This window comes from Kitasatospora sp. NPDC002040 (genome assembly GCF_040296785.1).
In the GTDB taxonomy this organism is placed as follows: Bacteria; Actinomycetota; Actinomycetes; order Streptomycetales; family Streptomycetaceae; genus Kitasatospora.
Window position 1 is genome coordinate 235,999 of sequence record NZ_JBEOXV010000005.1, and the last position, 14,059, is coordinate 250,057.

14 protein-coding genes are annotated in these 14,059 nt (G+C 74.0%); 7 read left to right on the forward strand and 7 right to left on the reverse strand.

What is annotated here, in order from left to right:
- The first annotated feature begins 99 nt into the window (after positions 1 to 99).
- From ABT118_RS16295 to aroA, 6 genes are all read left to right on the forward strand, one after another.
- Positions 100 to 1,080: a hydroxyacid dehydrogenase gene (locus ABT118_RS16295; RefSeq protein ID WP_350669217.1), complete on the forward strand. Its 981-nt coding sequence runs from the start codon at positions 100 to 102 to the stop codon at positions 1,078 to 1,080.
- 27 nt (positions 1,081 to 1,107) lie between these two features.
- Entirely contained in the window at positions 1,108 to 2,259 is a 1,152-nt protein-coding gene (locus ABT118_RS16300) for a Gfo/Idh/MocA family protein (RefSeq protein ID WP_350668976.1), read from the forward strand.
- Complete coding sequence (locus tag ABT118_RS16305) at positions 2,256 to 3,401, forward strand: dihydrodipicolinate synthase family protein (protein ID WP_502884564.1); 1,146 nt, start codon at positions 2,256 to 2,258, stop codon at positions 3,399 to 3,401. Before ABT118_RS16300 ends, ABT118_RS16305 begins: the two co-directional genes overlap by 4 nt.
- A complete protein-coding gene (locus ABT118_RS16310) occupies positions 3,398 to 4,219 on the forward strand; it encodes a sugar phosphate isomerase/epimerase family protein (protein ID WP_350668977.1) in 822 nt (273 codons plus the stop codon). Before ABT118_RS16305 ends, ABT118_RS16310 begins: the two co-directional genes overlap by 4 nt.
- Positions 4,216 to 5,280, forward strand: coding sequence for a glycerate kinase (locus ABT118_RS16315; protein WP_350668978.1), 1,065 nt, complete (start codon positions 4,216 to 4,218; stop codon positions 5,278 to 5,280). The genes ABT118_RS16310 and ABT118_RS16315 overlap by 4 nt, the downstream gene beginning before the upstream one ends.
- A gap of 93 nt (positions 5,281 to 5,373) precedes the next feature.
- Complete coding sequence (gene aroA, locus ABT118_RS16320) at positions 5,374 to 6,618, forward strand: 3-phosphoshikimate 1-carboxyvinyltransferase (protein WP_350668979.1); 1,245 nt, start codon at positions 5,374 to 5,376, stop codon at positions 6,616 to 6,618.
- Positions 6,619 to 6,640: 22 nt separating this feature from the next.
- Here aroA and ABT118_RS16325 read toward each other — a convergent pair whose 3' ends face one another.
- From ABT118_RS16325 to ABT118_RS16345, 5 genes are all read right to left on the reverse strand, one after another.
- On the reverse strand, positions 6,641 to 7,288 hold the full coding sequence (locus tag ABT118_RS16325; RefSeq protein ID WP_350668980.1) for a Pr6Pr family membrane protein: 648 nt from the start codon (positions 7,286 to 7,288) through the stop codon (positions 6,641 to 6,643).
- 91 nt (positions 7,289 to 7,379) lie between these two features.
- On the reverse strand, positions 7,380 to 8,027 hold the full coding sequence (locus tag ABT118_RS16330; protein WP_350668981.1) for a response regulator transcription factor: 648 nt from the start codon (positions 8,025 to 8,027) through the stop codon (positions 7,380 to 7,382).
- Complete coding sequence (locus ABT118_RS16335) at positions 8,024 to 9,235, reverse strand: sensor histidine kinase (protein ID WP_350668982.1); 1,212 nt, start codon at positions 9,233 to 9,235, stop codon at positions 8,024 to 8,026. Before ABT118_RS16335 ends, ABT118_RS16330 begins: the two co-directional genes overlap by 4 nt.
- On the reverse strand, positions 9,232 to 10,215 hold the full coding sequence (locus ABT118_RS16340) for a hypothetical protein (protein WP_350668983.1): 984 nt from the start codon (positions 10,213 to 10,215) through the stop codon (positions 9,232 to 9,234). The genes ABT118_RS16335 and ABT118_RS16340 overlap by 4 nt, the downstream gene beginning before the upstream one ends.
- 79 nt (positions 10,216 to 10,294) lie before the next feature.
- Entirely contained in the window at positions 10,295 to 10,948 is a 654-nt protein-coding gene (locus ABT118_RS16345) for a TetR/AcrR family transcriptional regulator (RefSeq protein ID WP_350668984.1), read from the reverse strand.
- 156 nt (positions 10,949 to 11,104) lie between these two features.
- On the opposite strand from ABT118_RS16345, the gene ABT118_RS16350 reads away from it, so the two are divergent.
- Positions 11,105 to 12,145, forward strand: a complete 1,041-nt coding sequence (locus ABT118_RS16350) for a medium chain dehydrogenase/reductase family protein (RefSeq protein WP_350668985.1) — start codon at positions 11,105 to 11,107, stop codon at positions 12,143 to 12,145.
- Between the two features lie 37 nt (positions 12,146 to 12,182).
- Here the strand turns inward: ABT118_RS16350 and ABT118_RS16355 are convergent, their stop codons facing one another.
- On the reverse strand, positions 12,183 to 13,559 hold the full coding sequence (locus ABT118_RS16355) for an FAD-dependent oxidoreductase (protein WP_350668986.1): 1,377 nt from the start codon (positions 13,557 to 13,559) through the stop codon (positions 12,183 to 12,185).
- Between the two features lie 195 nt (positions 13,560 to 13,754).
- Positions 13,755 to 14,018 (reverse strand): DUF1876 domain-containing protein, encoded by a 264-nt coding sequence (locus ABT118_RS16360; protein WP_350668988.1) that lies wholly within the window; start codon positions 14,016 to 14,018, stop codon positions 13,755 to 13,757.
- Between the last annotated feature and the right edge of the window lie 41 nt (positions 14,019 to 14,059).

The window sequence follows — 14,059 nt, forward strand, 5'->3', positions numbered from 1 at the left end:
ACTGTCACCCCGCCTGTTCAGGAGACCCGCGTGCCCGACCCCGCACCGGTGCCCGTCCAGCCGGTCCGCCCGCTCCGCCGCCCGCGCGCCCTGCTGGCGATGCAGCGCGACCTGGCCGACCGGCTGATCGACGCCGACACGCTCGCCCGCCTCACCGAACTCGCCGACCTGGACCCGCTGCTGGTGGTCGACGACTTCACCGAGCCGGCCGCCGCGGCCGCCCTGCGCGAGGCCGAGGTGATCGTCAGCAGCTGGGGTTGCCCGCCGCTGGACGAGGCCGTGCTGGCCGCCGCCCCGCAGCTGCGCGCGGTGATCCACGCCGCCGGATCGGTCAAGCACCACATCACCGACGCCTGCTGGCAGCGCGGCCTCCAGGTCACCTCGGCCGCCTGGGCCAACGCCCTGCCGGTGGCCGAGTACACCGTCGCCGCCGTGCTGTTCGCCAACAAGCAGCTGTTCCGGATCCGCGAGGACTACCGGGCCAGGCGCGCCGCCCACGATTGGCAGAGCGCGTACGCCGACACCGGCAACTACCGCCGCACGGTGGGCGTGATCGGCGCCTCCCGGATCGGCCGCCGGGTGATCGAGCTGCTCCGCCCGCACGATCTGGACCTGCTGCTGCACGACCCGTACGTGACGGCCGACGAGGCCGAGGCGCTCGGCACCCGGGCGGTCGGACTGGACGAACTCTGCGCCGCCGCGGACGTGGTGAGCGTGCACGCGCCCGAACTGGCCGAGACGCACCACCTGATCGACGCCCGCCGGCTCGCCCTGATGCGGGACGGCGCCACGCTGATCAACACCTCGCGCGGCTCGCTGATCGACCAGGAGGCGCTGCTCGCCGAGCTGCTGCCGGGCCGGCTCAGCGCGGTGCTGGACGTCACCGTCCCCGAGGTGCTGCCCGCCGACTCCCCGCTGTACGAGCTGCCGAACGTGGTGCTCACCCCGCACGTGGCCGGATCGCTCGGCGGCGAACTGCACCGGATGGCCGCGGCGGCCGCCGACGAGCTGGCCCGGTACGCGGCCGGCCGGCCGTTCGCCCACCCCGTGCTGCCGCAGGAAATCTCCACCAGTGCGTGAACCGAACCACCGATGAGGAGTGTTGAGATGTCCCGCAGGGTCATCGGCGTCGTGATGAACGGCGTCACCGGGCGGATGGGTTACCGCCAGCACCTGGTCCGTTCCATCCTGGCCATCCGCGAGCAGGGCGGCCTGCCGCTCGGCGACGGCGAGGTGCTGTGGCCGGAGCCGATCCTGGTGGGCCGCAGTGAGCTGAAGCTGAAGGAGCTGGCGGACCGGCACGGTCTGACGCACTGGACCACCTCGCTGGACGAGGCGCTGGCGCACCCGCTGGCCGAGATCTACTTCGACGCCCAGGTCACCCCGGCCAGGGAGCCCGCGCTGCGGGCCGCGATCGCGGCCGGCAAGCACATCTACACCGAGAAGCCGACCGCCGAATCCCTGGACGCCGCACTGGAGTTGGCGCGGCTGGCGACGGAGGCGGGGGTGTGCAACGGCGCGGTCCAGGACAAGCTCTTCCTGCCGGGCCTGATCAAGCTCAAGCGCCTGGTGGACGGCGGCTTCTTCGGCCGGATCCTGTCCGTCCGCGGCGAGTTCGGCTACTGGGTGTTCGAGGGCGACTGGCAGGACGCGCAGCGCCCGTCCTGGAACTACCGCGCCGAGGACGGCGGCGGGATGATCCTGGACATGTTCCCGCACTGGCGCTATGTGCTGGACAACATCGTCGCCCCGGTCCGCTCGGTGTACGCGCACACCGCCACCCACATCCCGCAGCGGGTCGACGAGCAGGGCCGCGCCTACGAGGCGACGGCGGACGACGCGGCGTACGGCATCTTCGAGTTGGAGGGCGGCATCACCGCGCAGATCAACTCCTCCTGGGCGGTGCGGGTGGACCGCGACGAGCTGGTGGAGTTCCAGATCGACGGCACCGAGGGCAGTGCGGTGGCGGGTCTGCGCAACTGCCGGATCCAGCACCGGGCTTCGACCCCGAAGCCGGTGTGGAACCCGGATCTTCCGGTCACCGAGTCGTTCCGTGACCAGTGGCAGCAGGTGCCGGACAACGCCGAGTTCGACAACGGCTTCAAGATCCAGTGGGAGCTGTTCCTGCGCCACGTGGTGACCGGATCCGAGTACCGGTGGGACCTGCTGGAGGGCGCCAAGGGCGTCCAACTCGCCGAGCTGGGACTGCAGTCGGCACGTGAGGGCCGCCGCTTCGAGGTGCCGGAGCTGACGCTGTGACCGCTTCGCTGCACCTGCCGGGCATCGGCCCGTACACCCTGCGCGAGCCGCTCGCCCTCCCCGCCGGTCCCGCCCCGGTCGGCCGCACGGTCTTCGCCGCCGCCCACGTCGTCGCCGACCCCCTCGGCCACAACGCCCCCGGCGCTCCGGCCGCCGTGGACTGGGACACCACCCTCGCCTTCCGCCACCACCTGTGGTCCCTCGGCCTGGGCGTGGCGGACGCGATGGACACCGCGCAGCGCGGGATGGGCCTGGACTGGTCCGCCACCAAGGAGTTGATCACCCGCTCGGGTGCCGAGGCGAAGGCCGTCGGCGGGCGGCTCGCCTGCGGAGTCGGCACCGACCAGATCGACGCTCCCGCGCTGGACGGCGTACTCGCCGCGTACGAGGAGCAGTTGGCGGTGGTGGAGGCGGCCGGCGCGCAGCCGATCCTGATGGCCAGCCGGGCGCTGGCCGCCACGGCCCGGGGGCCGGAGGACTACCTCGCGGTGTACGGGAAGCTGATCGGGCAGTCCGCGCAGCCGGTGATCCTGCACTGGCTGGGCGAGATGTTCGACCCGGCGCTGTCCGGCTACTGGGGCTCGGCCGGCCTGGACGCGGCCACCGACACCGTGTTGGCGCTGATCCGCGAGCACGCCGGGCGGATCGACGGCATCAAGGTCTCGCTGCTGGACGCCGGCCGCGAGATCGCACTGCGGCGGGCGCTGCCGGCCGGGGTCAAGCTCTACACGGGCGACGACTTCCACTACCCCGAGCTGATCCGGGGCGACGAACTCGGCCACAGCCACGCGCTGCTGGGCATCTTCGACCCGATCGCGGGGGTGGCCGCCGCTGCGCTGCGGGCGCTGGACGCGGGCGATCCCGCCCGGTACGAGGAGCTGTTCGCGCCGACCCTGCCGCTGGCGCGGCACCTGTTCGGCGCACCGACCTACCACTACAAGACCGGGATCGTCTTCCTGGCCTGGCTGAGCGGCCATCAGGAGCACTTCACCATGGTGGCCGGGGCGCAGAGCGCGCGGTCGGTGCCGCACCTGGTCGAGCTGTTCCGGCTGGCCGACGCGGCCGGGGTGCTGGCCGACCCCGAGCTGGCCGTGCGGCGGATGCGGCAGTACCTCGCGGTGGCGGCGGGGGTGACCGCGTGACCCGGCTGTCGCTCAATCAGATCACCACCAAGGGCTGGTCCCTGCCGGAGGCGGTCCAGGGCTGCGTCGACGCGGGCATCCCGGCGATCGGGCTCTGGCGCGACAAGGTGGCCGAGGTCGGCGTGGAGCGGGCGGCGAGGCTGTGCCGCGACGCCGGGCTCGCGGTCAGCAGCCTCTGCCGCGGCGGCTTCCTGACCGCCGACTCCCCGGAGGGGCAGCGCGCCGCGCTGGCCGACAACCTGCGGGCGATCGAGGAGGCGGCCGAACTCGGCACCGACACCCTGGTGCTGGTGGTCGGCGGCCTGCCGGAGGGCTCCCGGGACCTGGTCGGCGCCCGCGGCCGGGTGCGCACCATGCTGGCCGAACTGGCCCCGCACGCCGGGGACCTGGGCGTACGGCTGGCGATCGAGCCGCTGCACCCGATGTTCTGCGCCGACCGGGCGGTGGTCTCCACCCTCGGCCAGGCGCTCGACCTGGCGGAGCCGTTCCCGGTGGCCCAGGTGGGCGTGGTGGTCGACAGCTACCACGTCTGGTGGGACCCGGACCTGCCCGCGCAGATCGCCCGGGCGGTGGATCGGATCGCCGCGTACCAGGTCTGCGACTGGACCCTGCCGCTGCCCGCCGACGCACTGCTCGGGCGCGGCCATGTCGGGGACGGCTGCATCGACTTCGGCGCGCTGGGCTCGATGGTCGCGGCGGCCGGGTACGACGGCTGGATCGAGGTGGAGATCTTCAACCAGCAGATCTGGGACACCCCCGGCGAGCAGACCCTGGCGACCATGATCGAGCGTCACCGCGCACACGTGGCCACCGGGTGAAGGTCGTCATCGCGCCGGACTCGTTCAAGGGGACGGCCACCGCGACGGACGCGGCTGCGGCACTGGCGGCGGGCTGGCGCTCCGTCCGGCCCGGCGACGAGCTGCTGCTGTGCCCGATGGCCGACGGCGGCGAGGGCACCCTCGCCGCCGTCGGCGCGGGCGGCGAGCTGATCGAGGTCCCGAACTGCACCGCCCCCGACGGCCGTCCGGTGACCGGACAGTACGCGCTGCTGCCGGACGGCACCGCCGTGGTCGAACTCGCCACCGCCAGCGGCCTCCCGCTGCTCGACCGCCCGGCCCCGCTCACCGCCACCACCCGGGGGACCGGCCAGACCGTCGCCGCCGCGCTCGACCGGGGCGCCCGGCGGCTGCTGATCGGCCTCGGCGGTTCCGCCTCCACCGACGGCGGGGCCGGCCTGCTGGCCGCCCTCGGGCTGCGCCTGCTGGACGCCGACGGCCGCCGACTCCCGGACGGCGGCGCCGCCCTGACCGCCGCCGTCCGGGTCGACCGGTCCGAGCTCCGGCCGCCGCCGGCCGAGGTGCTGCTGCTCACCGACGTGACCAACCCGCTGCTCGGCCCCGACGGCGCCGCCGCCGTCTACGGTCCGCAGAAGGGCGCCTCCCCGGCCGACATCGCCCACCTCGACCGGGGCCTGGCCCGGCTGGCCGGCCTGCTCGGCGGCGACCCTGGCCGGCCCGGCGCGGGCGCGGCGGGCGGCACCGCCTACGGTCTGCACGCCGCCTGGGGAGCCAGGCTGACCCCGGGCGCCCCGGCCGTCGCCGACCTGCTCGGCCTCCCGGCCGCCGTGGCCGACGCGGACCTGGTCATCACGGGCGAGGGCCGGTTCGACCCGACCTCCCTCCGGGGCAAGGCCGTCGGCGAGGTCCTGCACCGCGCCGCCCACACCCGCACCGTCGTGGTGGCCGGCGCCGCCACCCTCCCCGCCCTCACCCTCACCGCCCTCGCGGGCTCCACCGCTGCCGCCCTGGCGGATCCCCTGCGCTGGCTGCGGGCGGCCGGCGCCGCCCTGGCCGAGCGGGACCGACCCGGGCCGACCTGACAGACGACGTCCGAGGTGTGGGACGGGCGGCGGCGGGCCGGGCCGGGCGGGGGAGGATGGGGTCGAACGTATGAGCCCGGCGTGGAGGACCCTGTGACGGTTGTCGAGATTCCCGGATCGAAGTCGGTGACGGCGCGTGCGCTGTTCCTGGCCGCTGCGGCGGAGGGGAGCACCAGGCTGCTGCGGCCGCTGCACTCGGACGACACCGAGGGCTTCGCGGAGGGGCTGGCCCGGCTGGGCTACCGGGTGACGGCCGAGGGCCAGGACTGGGTGATCGAGGGGCGGCCGCAGGGGCCGGCCAACGACGCCGAGGTGTACTGCCGGGACGGGGCGACCACCGCGCGGTTCCTGCCGGCGCTGGCGGCGGCCGGGCACGGCGAGTTCAGGTTCGACGCCTCGGCCCAGATGCGGCGGCGGCCGCTGCGCCCGCTCACCGAGGCGCTGCGCGAGCTCGGGGTCGAGCTGGTGCACGAGGAGCAGGAGGGCCACCACCCGCTGCGGATCAGCGCGAAGGGGGTCAAGGGCGGCGAGCTCACCCTGGACGCCGGGCTGTCGTCGCAGTACCTGACCGCGCTGCTGCTGCTCGGCCCGCTGACCGAGCAGGGCCTGCGGATCACCGTCACCGACCTGGTCTCGGTGCCGTACATCGAGATCACGCTCGCGATGATGCGCAGCTTCGGGGTCGAGGTGGGGCGCGAGGACGGCGGCAAGGTCTTCGTGGTGCCGCCGGGCGGCTACACGGCGGTGGAGTACCCGGTCGAGCCGGACGCCTCGACGGCCAGCTACGTGTTCGCGGCCGCCGCGCTGACGGGCCGTGAGGTGACCGTCCCGGGGCTGGGCACCGGTGCGCTCCAGGGCGACCTGAAGTTCGTCGAGGTGCTGGAGCGGATGGGCGCGACGGTGCGGATCGACGCCGACGCGGTGACCGTGACCGGGGCGCCCGGCGGGCGGCTGCGCGGGGTGACGGTCAACATGCGGGACATCTCCGACACCATGCCCACGCTGGCGGCGATCGCGCCGTTCGCGGACGGTCCGGTGCGGATCGAGGACGTCTACAACACCCGGGTCAAGGAGTGCGACCGGCTGGAGGCCTGCGCGGAGAACCTGCGCCGGCAGGGCATCGCGGTGGAGACCGGCCGGGACTGGATCGAGATCCAGCCTGGGGCCCCGAAGGCGGCGGAGATCGCCACCCACGGGGACCACCGGATCGTGATGTCGTTCGCGGTCGCGGGCCTGCGCACCCCGGGCACCACCTTCGACGACCCGGGCTGCGTGCGGAAGACCTTCCCGGCCTTCCACGAGGAGTTCGCCCGGCTGCGCGAGGCCTGGGGCGTCTGAGTCCGGGTCGTCCGACGGGTCGTTACGCCTCGGCCGGCCGGAGCTTGCGCGCCACCAGCGTGCCCAGCCGGTCGAGGCCGACCACCAGCGCGGCCAGCGCGATGAACTCGAAGGTCAGCTGGACCACCTGGAGCGACACCCAGCCGTAGCCCTTCTCGGCCGGGTCCAGGAAGAAGTACGGGTACTTGTTCGGGAAGTCCGGGAAGAGCGCGGCCCGGGCCAGCGTCACCGCCGCGTAGCCGAGCGGGAAGGCCAGCCAGAGCGGCAGGTCCTTCCAGCGGGAGGCGTTGCGCGGCTTGAGCGAGACCCAGTCGACCAGCACCAGCACCGGCGTGACGTAGTGCAGGAAGAAGCTCGACCACTCCTGCCGCAGGTCGGCGCCGTCGACCAGGCCGGGCAGCGGGTTGACGCCCTTGTTCAGCAGGATGTGCGCGACCAGGCCGGTGATGGTGATGTACAGCGTCACGGCGCCGCGCAGCCGGGGCGCGGGGGCCTCCACGGTCTCCCGCTTCACCATCCAGTACACGGCGCCGATGAAGTAGCCGAGCACGATGACGTTGCTCTCGACCGTGAAGTACACCAGCGAACCGGTACTGAGGATCAGCCCGAGCCCGGCCGAGATCACGACGGCCAGGCGGCACCAGAGCGCCGGGCGGGTCCAGACTGACATGCGTTCACCAGCTCTTTGCGTGCGGTTCGCCCCCCAGGAGCGCGGTCGCCGCACTCTACCCGTGGGTAGCACGGTGGCGGAAGCAATCGGCTCAGCCCGGCTGGACGAAGCCCGACTCGTACGCGGTGATCACCGCCTGGGTGCGGTCCCGGGCGCCGAGCTTGGCCAGCACGCTGCCGACGTGCGTCTTCACCGTCTCCGGGCTGACCACCAGCCGCTCGGCGATCTCGCCGTTGTTCAGCCCGGTGGTCATCAGGCGGAGCACCTGGCCCTCCCGCTCGGTCAGCCGGTCGGTCCGGGGCGGGGCGGTGGTGGCCGGGACCCGCCGGCCGGCCACCAGCTGCCGGAGCGCGTTCGGGAACAGCAGCGAGTCGCCGTGCGCGACCAGCCGGACGGCCTGCACCATCTCCTCCGCCGTGGCCCGCTTGAGCAGGAAGCCCGCCGCCCCGGCGCGCAGCGCCTCGTACACGTAGTCGTCGTTCTCGAAGGTGGTCACCACCAGCACCCGGGGCGCCGGGTCCAGCGTGGCCATCAGCTGCCCGGTGGCCCGGATGCCGTCGACCTCGGGCATCCGGACGTCCATCAGCACGACGTCCGGCCGCAGTTCGCGGACCACGGACACCACCTCGGCGCCGGTGGACGCCTCGCCGACCACGGTCAGGTCGGGCTCGGCGTCCAGGATGGCCCGCAGGCCGAGCCGGACCAGCCGCTCGTCGTCGGCGATCACCACACGGATCATGACTGCTCCCCCTCGATCGGCAGCCGGGCGGCCAGTCGCCACCGGCCGTCCCCGGTCGGCCCGGCGTGGCACTCGCCGCGCAGGACGGCGGCCCGCTCGGCCATGCCGCGCAGCCCCCGGCCGCCACCGGGGCGGCTCGGCCGGTCGGCCCCGACCGGGTTGCTCAGTTCCAACTCCAGTGTTCCGCTGCTGAGTTCGATCCGCAGTGCGGCTGCCACCCGGCCGGCGTGCCGGAGCACGTTGGTCAGGCCCTCCTGGACGATCCGGTACGCCGCCCGGGACACCTCGCCGGGCAGCCCGGCCAGCCCGGGGTCGAGGGTGGCCGTGACCGGCACCCCGGCCAGCTCCAACTGGCGCAGCAGGGTGTCCAGTTCGGCCAGGGTCGGGCCGCTGCCCGGGGCGGCGGGCTCGTCCTCCCGGAGCAGGCCGAGCACGGTGTCCAGCTCGGTGACGGCGGTCCTGGCGGTCTGCTCGATCGCCAGCAGCGCCGCCGCGACGAACTCCGGGTTGCTCGCCAGCACCCGCCCGGCGGCGGCCGCCTGGATCCCGACTGCGCTCAGCGCGTGCCCGACCGAGTCGTGCAACTCCCGGGCCAGCCGGTTGCGCTGGGCCAGCTCGACCGCCCGCCGCTCGGCGGCGGCCAGCCTCTCGGCGGGGGTCGGGCCGAGCAGGGCCGGGGCGGTCCGGGCCAGCCAGGCCCCGGCGGCGGCGTTCGCCAGCACCGGCAGGACGGCCAGCCCGAGCGCGACCAGGGCGGCCGGCGGCCGGTCGGGCCCGAGCCAGCGCCCGATCAGCTCCTCCGTCGGGAAGAGCAGCAGCACGACCACGGCGGGCGGCACCGCCAGCGACAGCCCCGAGACGATCCCGCCGAGCACCAGGTGCTGCACGTACCAGACCGCGGTGCGCCGCCGGGCGGCCCAGGACTGCGACGGCACGGTGGCCAACTCGGCCGCCCCGCCCACCCCGAGCGCCCGCGCGGCGGTGCTCTCCAGCACCCGTACCACCGGGACCAGCGCGGTGACCGCGGCCATCGGCACCGCCAGGCCCAGCGCCGCGAACTGCAGCAGCACGGTCTGCGCCGTACTCGCGTCCGTGGAGAACGAGGAGAGCAGCACCAGCCCGAGCAGCCAGTACGGCATCAACAGCGCCCCGCCGAGCACCAGATGGACCCAGCGCAGGGCCGCGCTGCGCCCGATCAGTGCACTCATCCGGCTGACTCTACGTCAGCCGCCCCGGACGCGCGTTCGATCAGGGTGACGGCGCCGACCAGCAGCAGGAGCAGGCCGACCGCCGCCGGTCCGACGGCCAGCAGCTGGGTCACCGGCGGGACGGCGTCCGCCGCGCCCGGGGCCTCGAACCGCAGGCTGTCCGCGAACACCGCCCAGGAACCCCAGCCGAACACCGACCCCGCGGCGCACCAGGCGACCATCAGGGTCGGGCCCAACGGCCGGTCCGGGCCGAGGCGGAGGACCAGCCGGAGGAAGGCCGCGCAGGCGGCGAGCAGCATCAGCGCGGTGGTGGCCGCGATGATCCGCAGCGGCCGGTGCGGGCCGTCCAGCACGGACTGCGGCAGGCCGTACCCGCCGCCCAGCGCCCGGTACAGCTCGGCCGCCGCGAGCGGGAGGGCCAGGCCGGCGGCCACCCAGACCAGTACCTGGCGGAGGCGGTGGGTGGCGGTGACCGGCAGTTCGCCGATCCGGCTGCCGAGCAGATCCGCCCAGCGCTCCCGGGCGTGCAGGGCGAACCCGGCGATCAGGGCCAGGCCCTGGAGCGCGAAGCCGCCGTAGACCAGCACGAACACCCAGGGCTGCAGCCAGTCCTGCTGGGCGGCGGGCGCCTCCTGCGGGAGCAGCAGCTCGGCGCCCAGGAGCACCGGGAGTTCGAGCACCAGGGAGCCGAGCAGCCCGGTGGCCACCCACATCGGGAAGACCAGCAGGCCGACCGGGATCCGCCGCCCCCACGGCCGGACGAAGGCCAGTGCGAGCAGCAGGGCGACGCTGTCCATTCCGAAGGTGACCAGGTTGGCGACCCAGAGCGCGCCGTCCTCGAACAGCGCCTCGGCCCGGTCGGCGACGCCGACCGTACTGCCGCACAGCCAGAGCAGTTTGAGGGTCAGATAGGGCAGGGTGGCGACGACGGCGGCGGCACACAGGCCACGGCGAAGCGCACCGGCGGAGTTGGGGTCCATGCCTCCACCCTCCGGCCCGGGGCCCCGCCACCGCCTCCTGCCCGGTCATGACCCGTCTCCCCCGGCCGGGGGAGGCAAGTCACGGCCGACTCAGCCCGTCGACCTCGGCCGCGAACAGCAGGGCGGGGTCGAAGCCCATGCCGGCGAAGTGGCCCGCCAGTTCGAGTGAGAGCACGCCGTGCAGCCGGGTCCAGAACGACAGCACCCGGTGCAGGGTGGCCGCCGGGGCCGGGTGGCCGCCGTCCCAACTGCGGTGCCGCTCCAGGTGGTCGGTGAAGTCCGCGGCGGCGGCGCCGTCCTGGGGGAGCGGCGGGGCCGGGGCGGCGTCCAGCAGGGCGGCCATGATCTCGGCGGCGATCGTGGTGACGTCGTCCGGCGCGTGGTAGCCGGGCACCGGGGTGCCGTACAGCAGGAAGTACCGGTGCGGGTCGGCCAGGGCCCAGGCGCGCAGTGCGTACGCGACCCCGGGGAGTCCGCCGCCCTGGTCGGTGGCGGCGCGGGCCGCGTCGGCGAGGCTGCGGTAGGCGTCCTTGATCAGGTCGGTGATCAGCTCGTCCCGGCCGGCGAAGTAGCGGTAGAGCGCGGGGCCGCTGATGCCCATCTGCTTGGCGATGGCGTTCAGCGAGAGCGCCGAGGCGCCGGCGGTGGCGATCTGCTGCCGGGCCAGTTCCATGATCTCGGCGCGCACCTGCGCCCGGTACCGCTCGCGCGGGGTCACTCCGGTCTCGGCCATCCGTCCCGGCTCCCTTCGGTTGCCCATGTTCCGTCGGTTAGACCCTATCGCGGTCGGCAGATCCCTTCAGGTCCGCGTGAACATATTGACGGCATCTCGCGACAGTTATAGTCTCTAACCATCGCAACAACGAGTCACGAAGAAGCGGAGATCGTCATGGCTGCCAACGGTGTCGAGGAACTGGTCGAGGTCGTGCTCCCGGGCAAGGTCGAGCCCGAGGGCCTGCTGCTGCGGCGCGGGCCCGCGCCGGTGGCCGGCGCCGGGCAGGCGGTGGTGGTGATGGAGGCCACCGGCGTCTCGTTCGCCGAGCAGCAGATGCGCCGGGGCCGCTACTACGACCAGCCGCCGTTCCCGTTCGTGCCGGGCTACGACCTGGTCGGCACCGTCCGCTCGGTCGGCGCGGGTGTCGACCCCGCCCTGGTCGGGCAGCGGGTCGCCGCGCTCACCAAGGTCGGTGGCTGGGCCAGCCAGGTCCTGCTGGACGCGGCGGACCTGGTCCCGGTGCCGGACGGCGTCGGTGCCGCGGCGGCGGAGACGCTGGTGCTGAACGGCCTGACGGCGTGGCAGATGTTCCACCGTCAGGCCCGGGTCAGGTCCGGGCAGACCGTGCTGGTGCACGGGGCGAACGGCGGCGTCGGCGGGGTGCTGGTCCAGCTCGCCCTGCTGGCCGGCGCCGAGGTGATCGGCACCGCCTCGCCCCGGCACCACGAGGCGCTGCGCCGGCTCGGCGTGCGGCCGGTCGACTACCGGGCCGGTGACGTCCCGGCCCGGGTCCGCGAGCTCGCGCCGGGCGGGGTGGACGCCGTGTTCGACCACGTGGGCGGCCGGAGCGTGATCGACTCCTGGGGCCTGCTCGCCCCGGGCGGCACGCTGGTCGCCTACGGCAGCGCCTCCACCCGGGACGACTCCGGCTCGAAGCAGTGGCCGGTGCTCAAGGTGCTGGGCCGGGTCTGGACCTGGAACCTGCTGCCGAACGGCCGCCACGCGTACTTCTTCAACGTCTGGGCCGGCCGGGCGCTGTCCAAGGACCGGTTCCGCCGCAGGCTGCGGGCCGACCTCGGCCAGGTGTTCGCGGCGCTCCGGCAGGGTGACCTCACCGCCACCGTGGCCGCCGAACTCCCGCTGGCCCGGGCGGCGGAGGCGCTGCGGCTGGCCGAGTCGGGCACGGTCCAGGGCAAGGTCGTACTGACCGGCTGAGCCGGGCGGGGCCGCGTCGGCCCCGCCCGGGGGAGCGTCAGGCCTGAGGGGGCGTCACCCCGCTGGCGCGGAGCATCTCGTCCCGCTCGACCACCTTGACCCGCTCGCGCTGCTGCGGCTCGCCGAGTGCGCGCTCGTACGCGTCCAGCAGCTTCCAGCCGTCCCAGGTGGTGTAGTTCACGCCGTTGGCGGTCAGGTGCGCGACCACCGCGTCCTCCTCGGGGGCGGCCGGCGTGCGCAGCGCGCCACCGCGGAAGTCCTCGATCAGGCAGGCCACGGTCTCGTTGGCGTCGCCCTTGGTGTGGCCGATCAGGCCGACCGGGCCGCGCTTGATCCAGCCGGTGACGTAGGTGGAGGGCAGGTGCTCGTCGTTCTCGATCACCCGGCCGGCCCGGTGCGGGACGGTGCCGGAGAGGGTGTCGAACGGCAGCTTGGGCAGCTCCTCGGACAGGTACCCGACGGCGCGGTAGACCGACTGCAGGTCCCAGTCCTTGAACCGGCCGGTGCCCTTGACGTTGCCGGTGCCGTCCAGCTCGGTGCGCTCGGTCCGCAGGCCGACCACCCGGCCGTCCTCGCCGAGCACCTCGACCGGGGACTCGAAGAAGTGCAGGAAGAGCTTGTGCGGGCGGTCGCCGACGTCGCGGATCGCCCAGTTCTCCAGGGTGGAGGCGACCATGTCGGCCTGCTTGTTGCCCCGGCGGGTGGCGATGCTGCCGTCGTCGTAGTCGATGTCCTCGGGGTCGACGATCACCTCGATGGTGGGCGAGTGGTCGAGCTCGCGCAGCTCCATCGGGCTGAACTTCGCCTGGGCCGGGCCGCGGCGGCCGAAGACGTGGATCTCCACCGCCTTGTTGGCGGCCAGGCCGGCGTGGACGTTCGGCGGGATCTCGGTGGGGAGCAGCTCGTCGGCGGTCTTGGCCAGGATCCGGGCCACGTCCAGCGCCACGTTGCCGACGCCGAGGACGGCGACCTGCTCGGCCTCCAGCGGCCAGCTGCGCGGGACGTCCGGGTGGCCGTCGTACCAGGAGACGAAGTCCGCCGCGCCGTAGGAGCCGTCCAGCTCGATGCCGGGGATGTCCAGCGCGCGGTCGGCGTCGGCGCCGGTGGAGAAGACCACGGCGTCGTAGAAGCGGTGCAGGTCGTCCAGCGCCAGGTCGTTCGGGTAGTCCACGTTGCCGAAGAGGCGGATCTGCGGCTTGTCGAGCACCTGGTTCAGCGCGGTCACGATGCCCTTGATCCGGGGGTGGTCGGGGGCGACGCCGTAGCGGATCAGACCGAAGGGGGCGGGCATCCGCTCGAACAGGTCGATCGAGACGCCGGGCTCGGTGGCGACCTCGGACTTCAGCAGCGCGTCGGCGGCGTAGATACCGGCGGGGCCGGCTCCGACTATGGCCACTCGGATGGGTCGAGGCATGCGATGCGTCCTTCGGCTGGGCAGCGTTATCCGCCAGGTTCGCTGGCGGCTCCTGGTTAGGCTACCCTTTCCGGGCTTATGGCCCCATAGGGATGATCTATGGGGCCATCGCCGCACCCGATGGCTCCGAGTGGTACAGACCATCGCCCCGGGCAGACGGAAGGGCCCGGCCGCGGCCGGGCCCTTCGTGCCGGATCAGAAGATCAGGCGGGCGGAGTCGTGGGTGCGGGCCTCGATGCCGGCGGCGGCCTGCTGGATCAGCCCGTGGGCCAGGTCGGAGCAGGCGCGGGCGGCGGCCAGCTCCTCGCCGACGGTCGAGTCGGGGGAGTCGCCCGGATTGCGCCGGGCGATGCCCAGGCCGCGGACGCCGGGTGCGCTGAAGCCGCCCAGCGAGGCGGTGCAGGTGGTGCGGGTCTCGTCCTCGTCGAACCGGAGGTCGACGATCCAGTGGTTCTGCATGGCCGATCACCTCTCTCGGGTGGATCGTTTCAGCCCCAGAA

Excerpts from the sequence above, each read along its gene's own strand:
- ABT118_RS16345 (WP_350668984.1), bottom strand. The coding sequence starts at position 10,948 with ATGGCCGAGACCGGAGTGACCCCGCGCGAGCGGTACCGGGCGCAGGTG.
- ABT118_RS16300 (WP_350668976.1), top strand. The coding sequence starts at position 1,108 with ATGTCCCGCAGGGTCATCGGCGTCGTGATGAACGGCGTCACCGGGCGG.
- ABT118_RS16335 (WP_350668982.1), bottom strand. The coding sequence starts at position 9,235 with ATGAGTGCACTGATCGGGCGCAGCGCGGCCCTGCGCTGGGTCCATCTG.
- ABT118_RS16340 (WP_350668983.1), bottom strand. The coding sequence starts at position 10,215 with ATGGACCCCAACTCCGCCGGTGCGCTTCGCCGTGGCCTGTGTGCCGCC.
- ABT118_RS16355 (WP_350668986.1), bottom strand. The coding sequence starts at position 13,559 with ATGCCTCGACCCATCCGAGTGGCCATAGTCGGAGCCGGCCCCGCCGGT.
- ABT118_RS16350 (WP_350668985.1), top strand. The coding sequence starts at position 11,105 with ATGGCTGCCAACGGTGTCGAGGAACTGGTCGAGGTCGTGCTCCCGGGC.
- ABT118_RS16360 (WP_350668988.1), bottom strand. The coding sequence starts at position 14,018 with ATGCAGAACCACTGGATCGTCGACCTCCGGTTCGACGAGGACGAGACC.
- ABT118_RS16325 (WP_350668980.1), bottom strand. The coding sequence starts at position 7,288 with ATGTCAGTCTGGACCCGCCCGGCGCTCTGGTGCCGCCTGGCCGTCGTG.
- ABT118_RS16330 (WP_350668981.1), bottom strand. The coding sequence starts at position 8,027 with ATGATCCGTGTGGTGATCGCCGACGACGAGCGGCTGGTCCGGCTCGGC.
- ABT118_RS16295 (WP_350669217.1), top strand. The coding sequence starts at position 100 with ATGCAGCGCGACCTGGCCGACCGGCTGATCGACGCCGACACGCTCGCC.